The organism is bacterium, from assembly GCA_037147175.1.
In the GTDB taxonomy this organism is placed as follows: domain Bacteria; phylum Cyanobacteriota; class Vampirovibrionia; order Gastranaerophilales; family UBA9971; genus UBA9971.
This window is the reverse complement of record JBAWVS010000014.1, coordinates 1-22,092: the sequence shown is the minus strand read 5'-3', so window position 1 is coordinate 22,092 and position 22,092 is coordinate 1. Positions and strand designations below refer to the sequence as shown.

Sequence of the window (22,092 nt, the reverse complement as noted above, 5' to 3'; positions counted from 1 at the left end):
ATTTTGCGTGCGGTAAAATGTTTATAAGGGTATATGTTGAGGAATTAATAATGTTAGATACAAAACATTGTTTTAAAACAGTCAAAGAACTCAGGAAAGCACTTTTAAACAGAGAAATTTCTGCTGTTGAGCTTGTTGACGAATCATATAAAAGAATAGAAGAAATTGATGATAAAGTTCAGTCTTTTATCTCTCTTACTAAGGATTTGGCGTATAAAACAGCCGGAGAAGTAGATAAAAGAATTAAAATAAAAGAGGATCTACCGCCTCTTGCCGGAATTCCTATGGCGATTAAAGATAATATGTGTACAAAAGGTTATCATACCACGGCAGGAAGCAAAATTCTTGAAAATTTCATTCCTCCGTACGATTCTACGATAGCAAAAAAACTTGAAGAAAATTTTATTCCTTTGATAGGCAAAGCAAACCTTGATGAATTTGCAATGGGAAGTTCTACGGAAAACAGCGCTTTTAAAAAAACAAAAAACCCGTGGAATTTTAATATGGTTCCCGGAGGAAGCTCCGGCGGCTCTGCTACGGCTGTATCATCAGGAGAATCTGTTATTTCCCTGGGTTCGGATACAGGCGGAAGTATCAGGCTTCCTGCAAGTTTTTGCGGTGTTGTAGGAATGAAACCAACTTACGGAAGGGTTTCAAGATTCGGGCTTATTGCATACGCAAGCAGTCTTGATCAGATAGGTCCATTCGGCAGATGTGTGGAAGATGTAGCGCTTACCCTTCAGGCAATAAGCGGATATGATAGTAAAGACTCAACTTCAATAAATATGCCTGTTCCTGATTATTCAGCCACCTTAAAAAAAGATATAAAGGGCTTAAGAATCGGTGTAATTTCGGAAATGCTTGGAGATGGTACAAACCCTGAGGTTAAACAAGCTGTTCTCAGTGCAATAAAAGTTTATGAAACTCTCGGGGCAAAAATAGAAGAAATTTCTATTCCTCATAACCAGTACGCTGTTGCGACTTATTATGTTATTGCTATGGCTGAAGCCAGCGCAAATCTGGCAAGATTTGACGGTGTAAAATACGGTTACAGAGCAAAAGACACCAAAAATATAATGGAAATGTATCTGAAAACAAGGTCAGAAGGTTTTGGAGAAGAAGTAAAATCAAGAATCATGATTGGAACTTATGCTTTAAGCTCAGGATATTATGATGCTTATTATAAAAAGGCCCAACAGGTAAGGGCTTTAATTAAAAAAGATTTTGACAGGGCATGGGAAAAAGTCGATTTGCTTATTTCACCTGTTTGTCCGACAACAGCTTTTGAATTCGGCTCAAAAATTTCTGATCCTTTAAGCATGTACCTTATGGATATTGGAACAATTACTGCCAATCTGGCAGGGCTTCCTGCAATAAGTGTTCCCTGCGGATTTGATAGCAGCGGGCTTCCTATAGGGTTTCAGCTTCTTGGTTCTGCATTGTCAGAAGAAGTTGTTTTGAGAGCTGCTTACAACTTTGAACAGTCTACAGATTTTCACACTAAACATCCTGAGATATAAATATTTTAAAAAAATCACATAATAAAAAGAGTATTTTCTTTCTGAGAAATTAACAGGAGCGTGATAATCTATCTGATTTTAATGTATGTTTGAAGCCTAAATGGATTGCCACGTCAGCTCTTCGAGCTTCCTCGCAATGACAGTTTGATTATTTTGTTTAGAAATTCGAGTTGATTAGGCATATTCTTTGGTTGCTCGCTATAAACAGCATTCTGAAGAGGTAAAGCTTCTTCTCAAGCTTCTGCTCGCAAGTGGTGTTTTGATTTTATGTAGTACCGGAAAGATTCTTCGCTTCGCTCAGAAGGATAATATGCCGTATCCTGAGTGGTTTAACACTTTTCTAGTCTTTTCTGAGGATTCTGGCGCTTAGGGCTGTAATAAAATCATCAGTAATATGCGCATTATCAAAAAGTATGATTCCTGAAGACCCTTCCTGTCTTACAGAAGTGATTTGACCGAGCAAATCAGCGGGGCTTCCTGCCGTGAAAGGCTCAAATAACCCTGAAAATACGCAAACATTGCTACCGGCAAGGCTGCGGATTTCTCTGACAGAATTGCCTGCCATGTATTTGTCACTGCTCATTATCAGCGGAGTAAATGCGTCTATATAGCCTTTTTGCGCCCAAATTGGCCAGTTTTGTAGTTTTGTTGTGGCTGTGTCCTGTTGACCGGGGAAGATTACGGTTGAAATCATTATATTTTTGTTTCCGACTATTGAGCGGAGTTTTGAAACAAAATCGGTTACTTTATCTTGTCTGTATGTAACCCATTTAGACATTAAAGGGTCTGTCTGCTCAAGGTCTATAGGGTCTTTGCCGTACAGATTTTTGAATTCGTTCCTTGCAAAAGTCGTATAGCCCCATGTTGAATCAAGATATTCGGAAAAGTTTGGTGATAAGCTCTTAGGATATCTTATATAATCGATATTCAAGCCGTCTATGTTGTAGTTAGTAGTGATTTCGGTAAGAAGCGCCGTCAAAAATTTCTGGACATCGGGATTTGCAGGATCAAGAAAATATCCGCCATGCTCACTTATAGAAGGCATAGGTTTGTTACATACAGCATTTCTTTTTTGGCAGTTAGCCCATTGGGGATAAACGGCAAGTATGTGCTTTGAGCTTTTAGATATCGCTTCACTGCCCACATAAAAGGTTTGAAACCATATCTGTACTTTCATATTTCTTTTATGGGCTTCAGTAACCCATACTTTCAAAGGATCCCAGCCTTCAAAACCTGCCTTTTGTTCTTTCACTCCGTAAGAAGTCATTGTTATACTCGGGAAAATAGTATATCCTTGAAAATAGGTTTCTAAAAATATATTATCTATACCTGTTTTTTTAAGTCTATCAAGTGTTTTTTCTATTTCCGCCTGATTTTTTTCAATAGGTCTTAACCATACCCCATGCAACTCATTCTGGACAGCAGGGACGGCATAATAAAAGGACATATCAGCCATATTAAGTGCGGCATTAGCGAGGTCTCTGCCTGATTCATACTGTAATTTATCAAGCATATATCTGGCTTCATTGTATCTTTGTATAGCCTGATCAAGATAATTCTCGGAAACTTTAGACTGATAACCGGGAAGTGTTCTTTTATATTCTATTATAACTTTTTTAACATCGTTTATTCTTTGGCCTGCTTTATATAAATAACTTTCAGGAGTAATAGTACTTTCCAGCGTCATAGTATTCGGATAAATTTTTACGGTTGCGCCTTCCATTAATTTTTCATTTATCCATTTTTTAGCAGAGCCATGACCGCTTATTATAAAACCATTTTTAGGTATATAACAGTTTGAACCGCAGAATCCAAATATTTTATCTTCTATTACTATAGCTTCTTTGCCAAATTCATTAGTGTTTGTGTATTCCCCAAAGCCGGAAGTATAAACAACAAGCTGATTACTGCCCCTAAATCCGGGATAATATGCTCCCAGAGGATTTGTTTCAGGTGTTGGGTTTATGGCATTTATTTTAATACGTGATGTTTTTACGCATTGATTGGTTTGATTTTCCTGCAAAATCGTAACTTGTGCCGATACAGGTTTAATAATTACTCCTAAAACAAGTAATGACGTTAAACATATTATAAATAATCTTAATATATTTTTCATTTTATTCCTCTGTCACTCCTAAACATCTCTATATAAGATATTAACTGCTTATTGTTTTGTTTGGCAATACTTATATTAATTAGTCCGGTTAAGTATTTTTTATCTGCAAGAATATAAGACTTCCTTCATTTGGTCATGAATAATTAAATTTGAGGCGATAATATTTTTAATTTCAGAATTAAAGTCTTCAGAATCAAAGTTGGTTACTTTGCCTCCTGCTTCTCGAACTATGCAAGTTCCTGCCGTTACGTCCCAGGGACAGAGATTTAATTCCCAGAAACCGTCGAGCCTTCCTGCTGCAACATAACAAAGATCAAGTGCAGCAGCACCCGGTCTTCTTACTGCCTGAGATTTATAAACAAATTTTTTAAAATAAACAAAATTTTCTTCCAGAGTTTTTTCTCTTGAACAAGGAAATCCTGTAGCAAGCAAAGATTTGTTCAGTTCCACGATTTTACTTACGTTAATCGGTTCGGAATTCAAGTAAGCTCCTGTTCCTTCTGCCGCCCAGAACAGTTCATTTTTGCAGACATCATAAACCACTCCCATGATGATTTTATTGTCTTTAACAAGCCCTATAGAGACTGCAAAATGCGGAAAATTATGTGCAAAATTGGTCGTACCGTCAAGGGGATCAACCACCCATAAATAACCGGATTTATGACCTTCATGTTCTCCTGTTTCTTCTCCAAGAATGGCATGGTCAGGAAAGTTTGCCTGAATAATTGATACAATTTTTTCTTCAGATAATTTATCGGCTTCTGTTACAAGATCATATTCGTTTGATTTATGAGAAATTTCTTTTTTCTTTCCAAAATATGAAAGCTGGATTTCTCCTGCTGCATAAGCGGCTTCTTTTGCTGTTTCAAGCAGTTTTTCCGTACTTATCAAGGGGTCATCTCTTTCTGTTTATAAACTCGTTTTAGTATAAATAAAAAACCTCTTTAAACAAAGAGGTTTTTTATATTTTTTAAATTAATTATGCTGTAAGTTTTTCTTTCGCTAAGTCAACGACTTTTTTGAAAGCATCAGGATCTTTTACTGCTATATTAGCCAATATTTTTCTGTTTACTGCAACATTTGCTTTGCTTAGTGCATTTATGAATTTGCTGTAGCTTAAGCCATGCTGTCTGACTGCTGCGTTGATTCTTGCAATCCAAAGACGTCTAAAAGTTCTTTTTTTGTTGCGGCGATCTCTGTATTGAAATTTAAGAGCTTTCATTACTGCCTGATTTGCTACAACAAATAATCTGCTTCTTGCGCCTTTAAAACTTTTTGCCAGTTTTAATATTTTTTTATGTCTTTTGCGAAGAACATTTCCTCGCTTTACCCTTGCCATATTCTATTACTCCTTGTTGTTATATCTTTTTTTCGTTAATTACCAGATGTTTATCTTGAATATTTTATGTAAGGCAATTCAAGTCTGATTTTTTCAAGATTGCCTTCGGATACTACCGTGAATCCGCTTAAACGATTTTTTCTTGCAGTAGCTTTATGACCTAACAAATGCTTTCTGCCTGCCTGTTTGCGTAATATTTTTCCACTGCCGGTAACTTTATATCTTTTTGCTCCAGCTTTATGAGTTTTCATTTTAGGCATGATTATTTTTCTCCATTAATTTAGATTTTTGTTCTTTATACCAGTACCTGTTTAATAAATCCAAAAACAAATTTTGGTTTAGCATATATTATAGTATGAAAAAAATTAAAATAACATTAAAGATATTTATAAAGAATGAGTTCAAATATTTGAAGCCGGCAAATCCGCTTGCTTCGTATTTATGAAGCTCCTACAGGTCCAATTATCATTACGGCGTTTTTACCTTCCATTGAAGCTTTCTTCTCCAGAATGTAATTTTCATCCTGTAAATCTTCTGTTATTCTTTTTATCAAATCGAAAGCCAGATTAGTATGCTGAATTTCACGACCTTTCAACATTACCATGATCTTAACTTTATTACCAGCAAGCAGGAATTTTTTTATATTTTTAATTTTAACTTCATAGTCATGCGTATCAATCTTATAGCGCATTTTGACTTCTTTTAGTTCAACCGTATGTTGTTTTTTCCTTGCATCTTTGGCGCGTTTTTCTGATTCGAACTTGTATTTGCCATAATCTAAAATCTTAGCAACTGGCGGATCCTGATCAGGGCTAACTAAAACAAGGTCAAGGTCTTTTGTTATAGCCATGCTTAAAGCTTCACTTGTTTTTATAACGCCGTGATTTATGCCTTCATCGTCAATTAATCTAACTTCTTTTGATTTTATTCTTTCGTTTATTATAGGCACCGTTTTGACCGGGCCTGTTGGTTTTATGTTGCTAATAACTTTTCTCCTATATTTGTAACCTGGTATGAGGATGAGCTTAAGTCTTTTGTTTGAGGCTTTTTAGACTTTTTACTCCCGCTTCGCTTATGAAATTATCATATCGAGGCTTTACTGAGATATCTTGCCGAAGGCGGGACTCGAACCCGCACGGGTTGCCCCACATGAACCTGAATCATGCGCGTATACCAATTTCACCACTTCGGCATTTTCAGATAAGTCTTCGTAAATTTTGAAATTATACCGAAGATTCTACACAGGATTGTGATTTTGATTAATCTTCAAGCTTAGTGCAGATACTTATTCAGTTATAAATGTTACTATAAGAAACGGAAAATGTAAATATATTTACATTTTCCTGATTTCAAAATTTATATTATTTTATTTATACTTTTTTTATAGTATTTCTTTAAATATGATTATGTTAAAATAATTTGCAGGTAATTTGTTTATGAATTATAGCAAATTAAACAAATTTATTTCAATAAGAAGTTTATAGCATTATCAAAAATTTTTAGGCATTTCGAGGGCAAGGGTATGTTCACTAATAAATCATCAGAAGTTTTCTATAATAAAGGAATTAGCCACTTTGAAAAAGGTGAATATGAGCAGGCAATAAATTTATTTAAACAAGCTATTGAAAAAAACTCATCAAAACCTCAATTTTATTATAATTTGGGACTTGCTTATGTAAAAACAGAAGAATATGACTTGGCTATTGCCAATTTTGAAAAAGCAATCGCTCTAAATCCAAAAGATGCCGACGCTCTGCAAAATTTGGGGATTGTTTATTATACAAAATCTCAGTTCGAAGAGTCTGTTCAATTATATAAAAAGGCTATAGCAATAAAATCCTGTGATTATCAAATTTATGATAACCTTGGAATTTCTTACTTTTCAATGAACATGTACAAAGATTCTATTGAATGTTTCAAAAAAGCTCTCGAGCTTGATAAAAATAATATTGGAGTGGCATCTAACCTTGCTTATGCGTATTATACAGATGAACAGTATGATTTGGCAAAAAAGAACTTTATTTACGCACTTTCCTTAAACGATCAAGATGAGGAAATTTATTTTAATTTGGGTAATGTTTACTTGAAATTAAAAGAATTTAATCTTGCTGAAGAAAACTTTAAAAATACTTTATCTTTGAATCCTGAACATGAAGGAGCTATACAGGCTTTAAAAGATTTTGATAAAAATATTCAGGAATCTTTTCTTGAAGAAGAGCCTGAAAAAGTAATTTTAGACGAAAAACAACATGAGACGATTCTGAAAAAAGATACTGAAAAACCTACTGTGGATTTAGAAGCAGTGTCTGAAGAATGTTTTAGGAAAGCTGTAGGGTTTTTAAAGGTAAGTGAGCTAGAGCTGGCTGTTGAGGAATTAAACAAAGCCTTAGCCTTTAAAAATGATTATCAGGCAGCTGTTGAATTGCTTAATAAAACCACAATATTATTAAATGAGGCGAATAACTTATTTAACGAGGGTGTGTCTTCTTATTCAAGCAAAGATTATGCTAATTCTCTTGAGTGTTTTAAAAAAGCATTAGCTATAAAACCGAACAATATTCAAATAAAAGCAGCACTCTCCAGAACACAGATAAAATTATCTCTGGATAATACACAAATAAATGTTTCAGCTTCTGATTCGGGCACAGAGCGTTATACGGCATTTTCAAAAGCTAAAGAACAAGAGCAGTATAAAATAGAAGTTATTGCGCTTAAAAAAGCCATTCAAGAAAACCCTAAAGAGCCGCAAAATCATTTTAATTTGGGCGTTGTTTATATAAAGCAGAAAGAATATTTATATGCTATAGACAGTCTTAAAACAACATTATTACTTAATCCTAATCATAAAGAAGCCCAGGATGCCTTATACAAAGTAATTAAAATAATAAATAATGCAGGTGAACCTTCCAAATATTACTATAAACTGGCTCTTATTTATATAGAAAAAAGAGAATATTATAGAGCTCTTGATGAGTTGAAAAAAATTCTTGAGGTTACTCCTGATCATCTTGAAGCTAAAACTTTATTTTCTAAAATAATGCTGTTGATGAATAAAACAGACAGCCAAAAATTAGCAGATCCTGATTTAGAAAATGAAATAGCAAAATATCAAAGCCTTATTAACTCAAATCCCAACGATTTTGAGGCATGTTATAAACTCGGATTAATTTATTCACAAGCTCAAAATTATGATTTTGCTAAAGAATATTTTCTAAAAGTTCTTAAATTAAAGTCAAATCATCGAGAAGCTCAAATTTCTTTGTATGATTTAATAAAAACAATCAATGCATAGAAAAACAGCGGATAAAATTACCCGCTGTTTTTCTATACATTTAATCTTCTTCTTTATGTTCTTTTTTATTTTGTTCAATAATTTTTTGAGATAAATGCGCAGGAACTTCTTCATAATGAGAAAATTCCATTGCAAACATTCCTGCACCGCTCGTCATTGAATTTAATACTGCGGCATATTGAAGCATTTCAGACATTGGAATCTCTGCTTTGACAGTTTGTGTATGACCTTCTGTATCAATTCCAAGCATCCTTCCTCTTCTGCTGTTCAAATCACCCATAACGTCTCCGACATTTTGTTCGGGAACTGTGATTTCAACATGCATTACAGGCTCAAGCAATACAGGATTTGCCAGCATATAGCCTTTTTTGAAAGCCATTGAACCGGCTACTTTAAATGCCATTTCTGAAGAATCAACAGGATGATAGCTTCCGTCATAAAGTACTACCTGTATATCCACTGCGGGACATCCTGCAAGAACGCCTTCATTCATAGCTTCTCTTATACCGTTTTCTACAGCAGGAATATATTGTCTCGGAATCGATCCTCCAACAATATTATCGACAAACTCAAAGCCCTTACCTTTTTTAAGCGGATGAAGTTCTATCCAGCAGTCGCCATACTGACCTTTTCCACCGGATTGTTTTTTATACTTGCCCTGTACTTTTGTACTCCCGGAAATTGTTTCTTTATAAGGAATTTTAGGCGCTTCAAGCAGTACTTCCGTGCCGAATTTTCTTTTTAATTTTTCAATTGCAACATCAAGATGCACCTGTCCCATGCCTGATAAAATCATTTCTTTTGTTTGGGCATCCCTGCTTAAATGAAGAGTCGGATCTTCCTCCATAAGTTTTTTTAAACCCGCATATATTTTTTCTTCATCGCCTTTATTTTTTGACTTAATAGCAAAAGATATAACAGGGGCAGGCATTTTAACAGCAGGGATGGTTACGGATTTTTTTTCATCACTAATGGTATCCCCTGTATGTGTTTCTTTCAGCTTGGGAATTGCAATTATGTCCCCCGCTAAAGCCTGGTGAACAGGTTCATGCTTTTTGCCGACAAGGTGGAGAATTTGCCCGATTCTCTCTTTTGATTTTTTTGTAGCATTATAAATTACTGAATCAGGTGATATTTTTCCTGAAAACACCCTGATTATAGTGAGTTGACCTGCGTAAGGATCAATTACGGTCTTGAAGGCTAAAGCAGCAAGAGGTTCTGATGATGAGGGTTTAATTGTTATTTCTGATTCATCCTGATTTAATGCCTTTATTTCGCCCCTATCAGAAGGGGAAGGTAAATAATTATTAATAAAATCAAGGACTTGAGCTATCCCGATATTTTTTAACGCCGATCCAAAGAGAACGGGAGTAATTTGACAGTTTTTAATTCCTGATTTAAGAGCTTTTTTTATTTCATCAGGAGTTAATGTTTGACCTTCCAGATATTTTTCAAGAATTTCATCATCACATTCCACTATTGATTCAAGAGATTTTTCTCTTAAAGAATCAGTTTCCGCTTTTAAATCAGCAGGAATATCCTGAGTTAAAAACTTACCGTTTTCATTTTGTTCAAAAACATAAGCTTTTTCTTCCAATAAATCCACAATACCTTTGAAAGAAGCTTCTTCTCCTATGGGCATTTGAATTAAAACAGGTTTTGCCTGAAAAGATTTTTCAAGATTGGCAATTACGTTTTTATAATTGGAGTGTTCTCTTTCAAGCTTATTTATAAACACAGTAATTGGCAAATCCAGTTCTCTCGCCTGTTTTATAAGTTTTTCGGACTGAATTTTTATTCCGTCTATACCGTCCAGAACAAGGAGCGCGGAATCGATTCCTTGCATGCAGTTTTTGGAATCAGCAATATAATTTGCCGAGCCCGGAGTGTCTATAAGATTTATTTGCCTATTTTTCCACGAAAAATTTGCTATTGCAGAGCTTATGGTTGTTTTTCTTTTTATTTCTTCGGGTTCATAGTCCATAAGGGACGTTTCTGTATCGACTTTTCCGAGTCTTGTATTTTGACCCGCGTTAAACAAAATTGCATCAGCAAGAGAAGTTTTTCCCGTTCCGACATGCCCAATTAAACCAACATTCCTGATTTCTGATGTTTCAGCCATAAATTACCCCCCGTGTATTTATTTAAAGTAACAAGCAGATGAATAAATTTAGTTTTAAATAATTTAATTTTTATTTTAGAGCAGCTTTTGATTTTAACAAGATAGCTTCTAAGTTAAAGCTTTTAAAAAACGGAAAATAGTGAATACCATATTTCAATGTTCATTCGTATATTTTATATGAAATAAATACAAATTACTTTTTATATTAAAAAATAAAAATCATATTTTTGCTAGTGTTTTTAAATACAAAAAATAAATTATAATTAAAATTATATTAGAAGCTGTCTTGTTAAAATCAAAATCGCCTTGTCAAACAAGCCGTTTATGATTTTAACCGCAGTCCCTAAAACGAGCCTTAAAAGCTTATATATCTGAATTTTTATATTTTTAGCAAGATAGGCTCTTAGTATTTTATTTTAATAAAAGGAGATTTAAATGAAAATACTCGGAATAATTCCTGCCAGAGGCGGATCAAAAAGAACTCCAAGAAAAAATATAAAAATGATAGCCGGAAAACCTCTTATTGCGCATACAATAGAAGCAGGTTTGAAATCAAAACTTATTAACAGGGTGGTTGTTTCAACAGAAGATGCTGAAATTGCACAAGTAGCAATGGATTATGGGGCGGAAGTTGTTGAAAGACCTTATGAGCTTGCTATTGATACTGCAAAAACTGCTCCGGTAATGATAAATGTGCTTGAAAAACTTGAACTTACCGGATATGTTCCTGATATTGTCGTTATATTGCAGCCAACTTGCCCGACAAGAGATGAAAAACTAATTGATGCGGCACTTACACAATTAATAAACTCTGATAAGGATTCTATTTTTGGCGGATCTCTTTTAAGAAAAAATATGCCTCTGTGGAAAAAAGGTTTTGACGGTCAAAATACAGCTATTTATGATTATCACTTTAGACCAAGAACCCAGGAGCGTCATCTTATGGAAGATATATACCATGAAACAGGGGCTTTTTACGCTATAAGAATAGATGCTTTAAGAGAAACAGGGGATTTCCTTGGTGAAAATGTCGGTATCTTTGAAATGGAAGCATCTGTAGATATTGATACCCCTGAAGATTTTGCCAGAGCAGAAAAAATATTGCTTGAAAAGCAATTAACAGCGAATTAATAATCAGTTTGAAAATAATTTTTTCTTTTGGTGTTTCTCTATTTGTAAATATTTTGAATAAAAATAGATAATTTATTTTAATTTTATATTTAAATATAAAAAATTATTACTTTGAGTATTATAAAAAGATTTGCCTTTGTGTACTATATAGAGGACAATACAATTAGTATCTTTGCTGAAAATACAGATGACACAAAAAATGCAACTTGAGAGAATGACCGGAAAATGCGTACATCAACAAGAAAAAATAATAAAAATAAAATAAAATTAACCACTCCAAAACAATTTTCAGTTTTTTTTGATGAAAAAGCAGAATCTATAATAGAGTTATGGGAGTCTTATTCTGTAGAATATGCTGATGTTAAAGTGGTTATAGATAAATATTCCGGTTATGAATTTACTTATAAAGAATTTTACGAAAAAATAAAGTTTTTTTCCTATGGATTACAATCTTTGGGTTTAAAAAAGGGTGAACATGTTTCTCTTTTTTCGGAAAATACAGCTAAGTGGATACTTTCCGATCAGGCGATTTTATTTGCCGGTGCTGTTGATGCTGTAAGAGGTGCTGCTTCTCCTGATGAAGAACTTAAATATATTTTAGAACACAGTGATAGTGTAGGTTTAATTGCTGAAAATATTTCCGTAATCTCCAGATTAAAAGATAATCTGATAAATTTAGAATTAAAATTTGTTGTTTGCCTTTCAGATGAAGATATTTCCAGTTTTATTACAGAAAAAATTCCTGTTTATAGGCTTGATGAGGTTATAGAAATCGGAAAAACTTCTTTGCATAATCCTATTAAAATCAAAAAAGATGATCTTGCTACACTTATTTATACTTCAGGAACAACAGGCAGCCCTAAGGCAGTAATGTTAACGCATGGTAATTTTTTATACCAGATAAAAGCTCTTTTATCTCGTATAAAATTTGTAAAAGGACATGTTTCTCTTTCTGTTTTACCGACATGGCATGCTTATCAAAGAACGGGCGAATATTGTATTCTCGCCAGCGGAGGGACTCTTGCTTATACAAATTTGCTTAATCTTAAAGATGATATAAAAATATTCAAACCTGATTGTTTCTTTTCTGTACCAAGATTATGGGAGGCTTTTTATACAGGAATAACCGCAGGAATTGAAAAACAGTCTCTATCGAAGAAAAACTTTATAAAATCTTGTTTAAAAATTAGCAAAATGTACATCAAATTTAAGAGACTGGCTGAAAATGCCGACATTTACAATCACAATGCCTCTTTGGTTTCGAGATTAAATGCTTTATTTATTTCTGCTTTGCTTCGTCCTATCCATAATTTTGCTGACAAATCCCTTTACCATAAAATCAGGTCTGTCTTCGGAGGTAATTTGTATCAGGGAATAACCGGCGGCGGTGCAATTGCGCGACATCTTGATGATTTTTATGAAATCATAGGAATAAATCTTTTAAATGCGTACGGTTTAACTGAAACAAGCCCCGGAATAGCAGCAAATTCGCTGGAAGAAAACCTAAGAGGCTCTGTAGGAAGACCGCTTGATGAAACAGAATTAAAAATCGTTGACCCTGAAACACTTATCCCTGTGAAAAATAACGAAACAGGTGTTGTATTGGTCAGAGGTCCGCAAGTAATGAGCGGATATTACAAAAACCCCGAGGAAACTGATAAAATTTTATCTAAGGACGGTTGGATAAATACGGGAGATCTGGGCTGGATTACTCGAAACGGTGAGCTTGTACTCTCAGGAAGGGCTAAAGATATAATAGTATTGTCTAACGGAGAAAATATAGAGCCGCAACCTATAGAAGAAGCTTGTCTGAAAAGCCCTTTTATCGACCAGATTATGCTTGTAGGGCAAGATAAAGATTCTTTGGGTGCTTTAGTTATTCCTAACGAAGAATCAATAAAATTATGGTTTGAAAACCGCAATATCAAAGATCATGAATCTTCTGAAATAACGAAAAAGCCTGAAGTTAAAAAACTTTTTAAACAAGTTTTGACGGAATGCGTTAAATCAAGACCGCATTACAGACCTTTTGAGAAAATACAATATTTTAAGATACTTAATGAGCCTTTTACTATTGAAAACGGTTTAATGACGCAGACAATGAAACTTCGTAAAAATGAAATTCAGAAGCGTTATGAAAGTTTAATTCAAGAAATGTTCGAGTGATTAACAATTATTTTATTATAGAGAAACTTTCATGATGTTTTAATATTATTGACTCTTTTTGGGATTTTACATAATCAATAAAATAATCGTTAAAGGTTTTCGAATATTCCTGAATTATTGGTTTATCTTTAAGGCTTGTATACCCTAAGCCGCCTGAATATAAGAAACCTTTTACATAAACGGCCGTATAAGTTTTTTTGTCTGACGGGTTTTCGGCATTCAAAGATTCAACAGGTTTACCTTGAATATCTACTATTTTTACATCTTTAATCTTTTGAGGCGAGTTCAAATCTATTGTATATCTCAATCCTGACGATTGAAGCATCATATTGAATTTAGGTTGTTCAGCACTGATTTTTAGAGTCTCGATAAGTTCTTTCTCTGTTAACCTTACTTTAATCAATGCCTCTTCAAACGGAAATATTTCTGTAATTACCTCTCTTGCACTAATAGAACCGTCAGGGATTTTTCTTGAAGCTGAAATATTTGTAAAAGCAATCTGCGCGCCCGTTTCTTGTTTGAATATATCAGTAACAATACCTGACATAGCTGCGTTTTTTTCGTCTACTGTTCCTGTTGAACCTATACCATCAATTATTTGTCCTATTGGCTCTTTGCTTCCGTATTTTTTACTTGTTTCTTTTTCGAAATCAGCATCTTCTTTATGGATTTTTGTTTCTTTGACTTCTCCGACAGCTTTTTGTATAACTCCGTTTTTGTCAAAATCCACTTCCATTTCTGAATAATTAGCCCCGTTTTCTCCTGCTTCCATAATTACTACAGGCTCATTGGCGGCAGACATGACGACTTTTTCTATTTTTTTGTGAGAATGACCGGCGATGATAACATCTATTCCGGCAGTTTCTTTGTCTTTGGCTATTTCTTCATCTTGTTGATCCCTAAGATGGGACGCAAAAATTATTTTATTAATTCCCTGTTTTTTCAGGTTATTAATTTCTTCTGCAAGTGCTTTTTTTGTTTTATCAAAATCAAAGACGTTTATTTTTAATTTTTCAAACCCAGTTACAACTTTATCCATATCTGTCGGTAAAGAGCCAATAAAACCATATTTTTCTCCGTTAGGCTTTGTCTCAATATATGACTTAAAAATCTTTTTCGTTGAATCTTTATTGTCAGGGAAATTACATTTGGACATTAAAGCATGCAAGGGGTTGTCTACCGGTACATCAAAATTTGAAGAGACAAACTTAATCGGTGATTCCAGAATTATTTTTGCAAGTTTCGCTGAACCAACATCAAATTCATGGTTTCCAAGGGTAGCTATATCTATTCCTATTTTTTTCAGAAAATCAAGACTGTGCCTTTGTCTGTCTTCACTTGAAGATAAACCTATATCACCCGATGATATTTTAAAAGTATCTCTTTGAGTTGAATTATATTTTTGTGTAAATTCTTTAGAGGCAGTTACTAATCTGGACATTGCCGAAAAGTTGCCATGTATATCGGTTACGCCAAATAACGCGGTTTTTGTTTTTACTTCTCCCGATGCTGTTTTGTTTTCATAGTTAATAGCACCAAATGCTACTGAATTCCCTGACAAACTTTTCAACATAATCTTTTCTTCTCTCACATCTTCTATTTGCATAAAAAACCCTGAAAAAAAAAGTTGATATTTTGTTTTCTATTGTTTTACAAAACTTTATACGAAGTTTATGTTTTTAATGCAATTTTTCTAAAAATTCAAGAATAGGCTTGTTTTGCCAGCCATAATCGCAGTGATGTCCGATTTTTGAAAAATAAGTCTGCGCATCGGGCTTAAGTTCAGCCAGTTTTTTCCCCATTTCAACAGGAATCATTTCATCATTTTGTGCATGAATAATAAGCATAGGGGATTTTATCTTTGTTATCTTTTCTTTAGACCTGAATTGCTGAGTAATAGGCATACTATTGAAAAGAAAATCTCTTATAAAAAGATGAACAGGATTTCCGTTTCTTTTATGTGCAATCCTGTAATTTTTCATATCTTCAACGCTGGTAAAGGCTCCTTCGGTAATCACACCTTCAAATTTCTTTTTTGAGGCTTCGTCAATTACTATGGCAGAACCCAGAGAATGCCCCCATAAAACAATTTTATTGGAGGGTATTTTATATTGAGTGTTTAAATAAGAAATAAACGCGTCTAAGTCTTTGTAAAGACCTTTTTCATCGACTTCTCCGCTGCTTTTTCCAAACCCTCTGTAATCAAACGTAAAAACTTCATAACCTTGTTTTACAAGAAATTCAATTTTATTTTGATTGTCATCCCGTGTCATATTTCCGCTGTTACCGTGGCAAAATAGAATTGTCGGAAGTTTTTCATTTCCTTTTATTCTTATATAAGATATTTTTATCCCGTCTTTTGAAAGAAAACTTCTTTCTTCTGCTTTTGAGGCAAGTTGAGGTATTAATTTAAATAATTGATTTGATGGTTTATAAACTATGTTTTTTTCAATCAGGCTCAGGTTAATTGAGCCAACGCCCCAAAAAAGAATTGTTCCCGACAAAAATAATATTATGGATCTAATTATTGAATTTTTCTTTAACAAAACCAAATCCTCCAATTAATAAAGTGTTTTTATTGCCTCAAAAATCGTTTCTTTATCTGTATCATTGAAAATATCAACTTTTGATTCTTCTATTGATAGAACAAATCTGATTTTTCCCGACAAAACTTTTTTGTCACCCAGCATGGCTTCATAAAGCGCTTCTTGTTCTATAAATTCGGGAATTTTATAATTCATTTCGTATAAATCAAAGATTTGAATGCAGGATTTGTAATAATTTTCGTCAATAAGTTTTCTTGCTTTTGCTATGAACAAAGCCCCTTTCATTCCTATTGCGATTGCATTACCGTGGTTTATATTTTCATAATTCGAACATTTTTCGATGGAATGCCCGATGGTATGTCCAAAATTAAGAATTGCTCTTAATCCTGATTCTTTTTCATCTTTGTTTACGACAGCAGCTTTTAGTTCACAGCAATATTTTACAAGTTCTTGGATAATATCAATATTAAGAGCAAATATTGCTTGTTTGTTTTGTGTTAAATATTCAAGAAAATTTGTATCAAGGGGGCTTAAACCGCTTCTTGGCTGCTCGCCCTCTGCTTTCAATTTGCATGATTTTTCAATCAACCCGTATTTAATTACTTCAGCGAGTCCTACTTTAAGCTCGCTTTCAGGTAAAGTTTTTAAAGTTGAAATATCGGTTAAAACAAATTTAGGCTGATAAAAACTGCCTATAAGATTTTTTCCAAGCGTGTGATTGACTGCGACTTTGCCTCCGACTGAAGAATCAACTTGAGAGAGCAAAGTGGTAGGAATTTGAATAAAATCAATTCCCCTTAAGTAAGTAGAGGCCGCAAATCCTGTAATATCTCCTACAACACCGCCGCCTAGAGCTATTATGGCATCTTTTCTTTCAAGTTTAAATTCAATAGCTTTTCGCCAGATAAGTTCAAGTGATTGACTATTCTTGTATTTTTCACCGTCTTCGAGAATAACGAAACCAATTTCAAACCCTTCTTCTGTCAAAGAAGCTTTTACTCTTTCGCCATAAATAGGATAAACTGTTTTATTGGTCACTATAAGAAGCTTTTTGGCTTGCGAATATCTTTTGACAAGCTCCCCGATTTTATTCAGAAGATTTTCTCCGATAATAATCGGATAAAAATATTCCTGTTGGACAGGGATTTTAACTTTTACTGTTTGCATTTTATCTGAAGCCATATTTTAAAATTCTCAATTATCTTAAATTATAAATCTGTTTGTAATTCCAGTAGCTTTTATAAACTTTTTTTACATAAGTATTTGTCTGTTCATAAGGAATATTCTCTATGAATTCATCAGTATCTCTGTTCGGGTTAGCATTAAGCCATTTTTCTACTGCATGAGGGCCTCCGTTATAAGCAGCAACAGCAAAAAGCATATTATTGTGCAAAGAACTTTTTACATGGCTTAAATAAGCTGTACCAAGCTTTATGTTTATATCAGGATCAAATAATTGCACACCGCTGTAGCTTCCCAGATTTTTCCATCTTGCTATATCTTTTGCCGTTGAGGGTAAAATTTGCATAAGACCTCTTGCGTTGGAATAACTAAGGGCAAAAGTATTGAAATAACTTTCTTCTTTCATTAAAGAAAGGACTATTACAGGGTCAAGAGCATTTAATCCCGAATTTTTATTTATATTTTCAGGATAATAAACGGGATAAAGAAGTTTCCATCTGGCGTCATTCCAATTTGGTTTTTCGGAGAGCTTATCCATTTTGTTTCTTGCGATAACTATCGACCTTGATATTATTCCGTTCTGAAGGTCTATCCAGCTTTCCAGAAACGCATCATCTTTTAAAAAGGATAAAACTGTTTCATAATCACCGACATTTATTAATTCCAGTGCCTGTTTGCCATATAATCCTGTTATTTCTCCGCCGGAATAAGGTAATTTGATTTCAGTCCGGTCTTCCGGAATCCTGTTATATAAATTTGTTCTCCATCCGTGATCAACCCCTGTTTTTAGAGCTTTTAGTCTTCCATCAGCCCTGAAAGCATAGTAACTGTCGGGATATTTAGAAAGCACTGTTTGATAATAATAAAATGCTTTAGATTTTTCGTTTCTTTTTTCATATATTTTCCCCAACCAAAAATAAATTGCAGGAGAAGCTTTGGTATTTTCGTATTTTGAAATATGGTTATTACCTAATTTTATTGCTAATTCATAATTATCTCTTTTATTAAGGTAAGAATCCCAAAAAATGTTCCATAATGCTTCAGAAGCAAAGTTGCTTTTAGGATATTTGTTAATTATTTCCCAATAATATTTAAGAGACTTGTTTTTAGGTGTTATCTGCGCTTTGTGAAACAACGCAAAGTCTCTTGCTGTGTTTGAAAATCCTAAAACATCATCCCATCGTTTATCTAAGCCTTCAGAATCAGATGAAACATAAAATTGCATTGCTTGTTCAAAATTTTCTCTTTTTTCGCAATCCGAAGAAGATTTTTTTAAACCTTCTTTATAAAAATAAAGTGCCTTGTTTTTGTCGCCAAGTTCTTCATAATTTTTTGCAAGATAGTACCAGCTGTATTTTAGAGGAACCTTCTTAAGATAAAAAATTGATTTTGTATAATTTTCATCATTATAAAGAGCTATGGCAATTTCTTTTAGTTGTATAGAGGAATATTTGCAGGGTAAATGCTTCAATTCTTCGTAACAATCCATGGCAAAACGTCCAGAAGGTGCTAATTCTATATATTTTAGCCAGTATTGCGCTGCTGCTTTTTTGTTTTTCTCTTTTGTTGCCTGTCCGAGATAATAAAAACTGCCTATAGCAAAGTCTGTTCCGTGATATTTTTTTATTGTTTCAGCAAATTGGCTTTCTGCTTCCGAATAACTTTTGGTTCTTATGTATGCCTGACCCAAATTATAACTTGTTTGAGGAGCGAGTGGGCTGTCAGAATAGTTTGATAATAGCTTTTTAAATTTTAAAATCGCTGTTTTTTCATCCTGGAGTTCAACAGCGCATTTTGCCTGATAAAACAATACAGCGTCATAAGCAGGGTAACCGGAAGATATTTTGGTGTAAGTATAAAATGCGTTCTTGTATTCGCCGTTTTTCTGGTATTCTCTAGCTGTTCTATAAAGGCTTCTTGCTTTTTCAATATTTTGAAAATCAAAAAAACCGGGGTTTTTTATAAATGTAAGAACCAACAATCCAAGTCCTATAAGAAAAAACAGGATTGTTGATTTCGATATATTTTTCATTAATAATTACCTTTTTAAATTTTAATTTTTTATACAGGGATTCGTTTGAATTTGTGATTTTAGTTTAGTATAAATTAATCTTATCTTCCACTTCAACCGAAATAGGAGAATTTTTTTTTATATAATCAACAATGGCATCTTGAACTAATATATCTGTTTTTCTTATGTTTTTTGAATTTTTAAACTGCGAATAACCGTTTCCGCCGCTAAAAATATAGTCATTCATTGTAACTTTGTAATATTTATCCGCTATTAAAGGTTTTCCGTTGATTTTTATGTCCGAAACCCTTTCCCCTTCTTTCAAAATATATAATCCATTATTTGAAAGGATTTGGGGACAATTTGCCGTATTTATACTGTATTCAAGCCCTGAGGACTGTAAAAATGAGTCTGAAGCTTTTGGCAACTCTTTTGAGCTTGTCTCGAGGATAGACTTAATCGCACTGCCTTTTACTTCTGCGGTTACAACAGTATCATCAAAGGGATATAATTGAAAAATATCAGATTTTGTTATAAAACCTGCTTCTATAGATTTATTTGCTCTTATTGCGCCGGCATTCAGCAAAACAATGTCAGAATCAAGACATTTTGCTTTCATTGACTTAACAATAAGTGTACCTGCATTTGTCAGCCGACTTTTAATTTTATTTCTTTCGGCATCAAGAGGTGTATTTATTTGTCCGATTTTTTGATTTGCAACAGAATCAATTTCCTGTGAAAGGTTTGCTATTTTTTCTGAAAAAACTTTGTTTTCATCTTTTCCGTTAACAGGAAGGCTTTTATAATTATATTTTTCTATATTTTTATTTTCAAATTTTAAATCAAGCTGTCCTATATTTACTCCAAATTCTCCATCTTGAACTATTAAAGTTTCCGTTTTGCCGTGAAAAATTTGTTTAGGCTGCTTCAAAAATGTATGACTGTGTCCTCCGACTATAACATTTATTTCAGGAACAGCTTTTGCAATTTTTATATCTTCTTCAAAGCCTGTATGAGAAAGAACTACAATAAAGTCGACTTTTGAATTTATTTCTTTAACTATATTTTTTGTGCTTTCAATCGGATCTATTGTTTTAAAATCAGTATAATTGCCGACCAGTGTATTTAAATCTTGAGCTATAACCCCTATAATTGCCACTTTAAATCCGTTATAATCCTTTATAATATATGGTTTAATTTCTTTTTGAAGTGCAGGATTGTCTAAAAATCTTATGTTTGAACATAAAAACGGAAAATTTGCCGATTCAATCATGTTTTTTACGACCACAAGTCCTTTATCAAATTCATGATTTCCCAGCTCTGCTGCATCATATCCCGCTTCCGACATAAATTTTACATCAGGAACACCGTTAAAAAATTTAAAAAACAAAGTCCCCTGTGCTATATCACCTGCATCAAGTACTAAAACATTTTTGTTTTGAGATTTAAATTGTTGAATCAGATTTGCACGTGCGACAAATCCGCCGACATCATGTCTTATCCCATAATCAATAGGCTTTAAACGACCATGAACGTCATTTGTATGAATAATTGTAAGATAATGCGCATTATCAGCCGGAGAGTAATTTGTACAACAAATTAAAGCAATAAAGACACTGAAAATTACTGTTGAAAATCTTTTACAACGCATAAAATATACTCTGCAACTCTAATTAATAAAATTATAAAGGATAATTTTTATTAAACAATTTTATTTTTAAAATTAACTGCGGAGTTCGGCTACTTCAAAGTGCATAGGATCTTTTTTGTTTTTAAAATTTCCGCCCCATGAAATACCGTATTTAGCAGCTATTTCACCAATATTTGGAGGAAGATCTCCGTTCTTTCCGATAGCATTTTCAGCAGTATTGATATCTATAGCGTTGCCATAAGCGTGTTGGCTGTAATTATTTGAACCGTTTATTTTTCTGAAATTAAAGCCACCGGACGAACCTGGTTTTATTTTATAGCCCATTGCTTCAAGTTCGTTTATGAAGCCCTGAAATTGGGGAGCAACTTTTTCGTTGACATTGAATTTTGCTCCTGATTTACATTTTACCGTTAAAAGTTTCCCTCCTCCGAGAGGGATGCCGAGATTCTTTGACTGATTGAATTTTATAATTGACCCGTTTGAAGCCGCGCTTGCTGTAGGATTGTACGGCTGAACATTTATTTTATCATTTTGTAAACTACGTTTTTTAAAATAAGGTGTAATAAATTTATTTTCGATACCATTGAGACCTATTTCTTGAGAATTATATAAATTTACTAATAAATTCATCAAATCTTCAAAAGACATATGCGTGTCTGTTTGTAAATTGTTGTCTATAGTATCGATTTGTTCTGTTTCTCCATCTGCTGTTTGTTTGTCTAAACTCGACAAATAGTTAAGAAGAATTTGTAATAAATTATTGTTATTTTCATTTTTATAAAAATTATTTAAATCCTTTTTATCTTGAGAAGACGTTAGATTTTTTTTATTTATAACACTTCCGTTTACTTGTCCGTCATCTGTTGCGTCTGAAAGGAGAAGTTCTTTCAAAAAGTTATCTTGAGCCTGTTGTTTTGTTTGATTATCACTTTTTTTGACGAGAGCGTCCATCATGTTTTTATAACTAGTGTTCAGTTAAGTTAAAAGTTTAGAACAAATTTTCTTTTTTCACGTCT

At 33.4% G+C, this 22,092-nt stretch carries 16 protein-coding genes and 1 tRNA gene; 4 read left to right on the top strand and 13 right to left on the bottom strand.

Translation table 11 applies throughout. The annotated features are described in order from the left end of the window. The first annotated feature begins 50 nt into the window (after positions 1 to 50). Entirely contained in the window at positions 51 to 1,520 is a 1,470-nt protein-coding gene (gene gatA, locus WCG23_04945; GenBank protein ID MEI8389216.1) for an Asp-tRNA(Asn)/Glu-tRNA(Gln) amidotransferase subunit GatA, read from the top strand. A 340-nt stretch (positions 1,521 to 1,860) separates the two neighbouring features. Here the strand turns inward: gatA and WCG23_04940 are convergent, their stop codons facing one another. The 6 genes from WCG23_04940 to WCG23_04915 form a co-directional block, all read right to left on the bottom strand. Continuing rightward, positions 1,861 to 3,636, bottom strand: a complete 1,776-nt coding sequence (locus WCG23_04940; GenBank protein ID MEI8389215.1) for a family 10 glycosylhydrolase — start codon at positions 3,634 to 3,636, stop codon at positions 1,861 to 1,863. 99 nt (positions 3,637 to 3,735) lie between these two features. Further along, on the bottom strand, positions 3,736 to 4,527 hold the full coding sequence (locus WCG23_04935; protein MEI8389214.1) for an inositol monophosphatase family protein: 792 nt from the start codon (positions 4,525 to 4,527) through the stop codon (positions 3,736 to 3,738). Positions 4,528 to 4,615: 88 nt separating this feature from the next. Then, the gene (gene rplT / locus WCG23_04930; protein ID MEI8389213.1) at positions 4,616 to 4,975 is read right to left on the bottom strand and encodes a 50S ribosomal protein L20; all 360 of its coding nucleotides are present in this window, start codon (positions 4,973 to 4,975) and stop codon (positions 4,616 to 4,618) included. 50 nt (positions 4,976 to 5,025) lie between these two features. Next, the gene (gene rpmI / locus WCG23_04925; protein MEI8389212.1) at positions 5,026 to 5,235 is read right to left on the bottom strand and encodes a 50S ribosomal protein L35; all 210 of its coding nucleotides are present in this window, start codon (positions 5,233 to 5,235) and stop codon (positions 5,026 to 5,028) included. Between the two features lie 179 nt (positions 5,236 to 5,414). Next, positions 5,415 to 5,951, bottom strand: a complete 537-nt coding sequence (gene infC, locus WCG23_04920; GenBank protein ID MEI8389211.1) for a translation initiation factor IF-3 — start codon at positions 5,949 to 5,951, stop codon at positions 5,415 to 5,417. Positions 5,952 to 6,085: 134 nt separating this feature from the next. Further along, positions 6,086 to 6,167, bottom strand: a tRNA-Leu gene (locus WCG23_04915). 330 nt (positions 6,168 to 6,497) lie between these two features. Here WCG23_04915 and WCG23_04910 point away from each other — a divergent pair. After that, the gene (locus WCG23_04910) at positions 6,498 to 8,267 is read left to right on the top strand and encodes a tetratricopeptide repeat protein (protein MEI8389210.1); all 1,770 of its coding nucleotides are present in this window, start codon (positions 6,498 to 6,500) and stop codon (positions 8,265 to 8,267) included. Between the two features lie 40 nt (positions 8,268 to 8,307). Here WCG23_04910 and fusA read toward each other — a convergent pair whose 3' ends face one another. Then, positions 8,308 to 10,389, bottom strand: a complete 2,082-nt coding sequence (fusA, locus tag WCG23_04905) for an elongation factor G (GenBank protein ID MEI8389209.1) — start codon at positions 10,387 to 10,389, stop codon at positions 8,308 to 8,310. Between the two features lie 435 nt (positions 10,390 to 10,824). Here fusA and WCG23_04900 point away from each other — a divergent pair, with 435 nt between their 5' ends. Together WCG23_04900 and WCG23_04895 are read left to right on the top strand one after the other, a co-directional pair. After that, on the top strand, positions 10,825 to 11,520 hold the full coding sequence (locus tag WCG23_04900) for an acylneuraminate cytidylyltransferase family protein (protein MEI8389208.1): 696 nt from the start codon (positions 10,825 to 10,827) through the stop codon (positions 11,518 to 11,520). Between the two features lie 225 nt (positions 11,521 to 11,745). Further along, entirely contained in the window at positions 11,746 to 13,686 is a 1,941-nt protein-coding gene (locus WCG23_04895) for an AMP-binding protein (GenBank protein MEI8389207.1), read from the top strand. 7 nt (positions 13,687 to 13,693) lie between these two features. On the opposite strand, the gene WCG23_04890 is transcribed toward WCG23_04895, so the two are convergent. The 6 genes from WCG23_04890 to WCG23_04865 all read right to left on the bottom strand — a co-directional run bounded on the left by WCG23_04890 (position 13,694) and on the right by WCG23_04865 (position 22,030). Beyond that, positions 13,694 to 15,292 carry a 5'-nucleotidase C-terminal domain-containing protein gene (locus WCG23_04890; protein ID MEI8389206.1) on the bottom strand — a complete coding sequence of 533 codons (1,599 nt, stop codon included), beginning with the start codon at positions 15,290 to 15,292 and terminating at the stop codon, positions 13,694 to 13,696. A gap of 73 nt (positions 15,293 to 15,365) precedes the next feature. Then, positions 15,366 to 16,232, bottom strand: coding sequence for an alpha/beta fold hydrolase (locus WCG23_04885; GenBank protein ID MEI8389205.1), 867 nt, complete (start codon positions 16,230 to 16,232; stop codon positions 15,366 to 15,368). Between the two features lie 15 nt (positions 16,233 to 16,247). Then, entirely contained in the window at positions 16,248 to 17,414 is a 1,167-nt protein-coding gene (gene aroB, locus WCG23_04880) for a 3-dehydroquinate synthase (GenBank protein ID MEI8389204.1), read from the bottom strand. A 16-nt stretch (positions 17,415 to 17,430) separates the two neighbouring features. Further along, on the bottom strand, positions 17,431 to 19,446 hold the full coding sequence (locus WCG23_04875) for a transglycosylase SLT domain-containing protein (GenBank protein MEI8389203.1): 2,016 nt from the start codon (positions 19,444 to 19,446) through the stop codon (positions 17,431 to 17,433). 64 nt (positions 19,447 to 19,510) lie between these two features. Beyond that, positions 19,511 to 21,076 (bottom strand): 5'-nucleotidase C-terminal domain-containing protein, encoded by a 1,566-nt coding sequence (locus WCG23_04870; GenBank protein MEI8389202.1) that lies wholly within the window; start codon positions 21,074 to 21,076, stop codon positions 19,511 to 19,513. Positions 21,077 to 21,148: 72 nt separating this feature from the next. Beyond that, positions 21,149 to 22,030, bottom strand: a complete 882-nt coding sequence (locus tag WCG23_04865; protein ID MEI8389201.1) for a M15 family metallopeptidase — start codon at positions 22,028 to 22,030, stop codon at positions 21,149 to 21,151. Positions 22,031 to 22,092 lie beyond the last annotated feature (62 nt).

What these genes read in the sequence shown, in the direction of transcription:
- gatA (MEI8389216.1), top strand. Translation starts at nt 51, where the DNA reads ATGTTAGATACAAAACATTGTTTTAAAACAGTCAAAGAACTCAGGAAA.
- WCG23_04940 (MEI8389215.1), bottom strand. Translation starts at nt 3,636, where the DNA reads ATGAAAAATATATTAAGATTATTTATAATATGTTTAACGTCATTACTT.
- rplT (MEI8389213.1), bottom strand. Translation starts at nt 4,975, where the DNA reads ATGGCAAGGGTAAAGCGAGGAAATGTTCTTCGCAAAAGACATAAAAAA.
- rpmI (MEI8389212.1), bottom strand. Translation starts at nt 5,235, where the DNA reads ATGCCTAAAATGAAAACTCATAAAGCTGGAGCAAAAAGATATAAAGTT.
- WCG23_04910 (MEI8389210.1), top strand. Translation starts at nt 6,498, where the DNA reads ATGTTCACTAATAAATCATCAGAAGTTTTCTATAATAAAGGAATTAGC.
- fusA (MEI8389209.1), bottom strand. Translation starts at nt 10,389, where the DNA reads ATGGCTGAAACATCAGAAATCAGGAATGTTGGTTTAATTGGGCATGTC.
- WCG23_04900 (MEI8389208.1), top strand. Translation starts at nt 10,825, where the DNA reads ATGAAAATACTCGGAATAATTCCTGCCAGAGGCGGATCAAAAAGAACT.
- WCG23_04895 (MEI8389207.1), top strand. Translation starts at nt 11,746, where the DNA reads ATGCGTACATCAACAAGAAAAAATAATAAAAATAAAATAAAATTAACC.
- WCG23_04890 (MEI8389206.1), bottom strand. Translation starts at nt 15,292, where the DNA reads ATGCAAATAGAAGATGTGAGAGAAGAAAAGATTATGTTGAAAAGTTTG.
- aroB (MEI8389204.1), bottom strand. Translation starts at nt 17,414, where the DNA reads ATGGCTTCAGATAAAATGCAAACAGTAAAAGTTAAAATCCCTGTCCAA.
- WCG23_04875 (MEI8389203.1), bottom strand. Translation starts at nt 19,446, where the DNA reads ATGAAAAATATATCGAAATCAACAATCCTGTTTTTTCTTATAGGACTT.
- WCG23_04870 (MEI8389202.1), bottom strand. Translation starts at nt 21,076, where the DNA reads ATGCGTTGTAAAAGATTTTCAACAGTAATTTTCAGTGTCTTTATTGCT.
- WCG23_04865 (MEI8389201.1), bottom strand. Translation starts at nt 22,030, where the DNA reads ATGATGGACGCTCTCGTCAAAAAAAGTGATAATCAAACAAAACAACAG.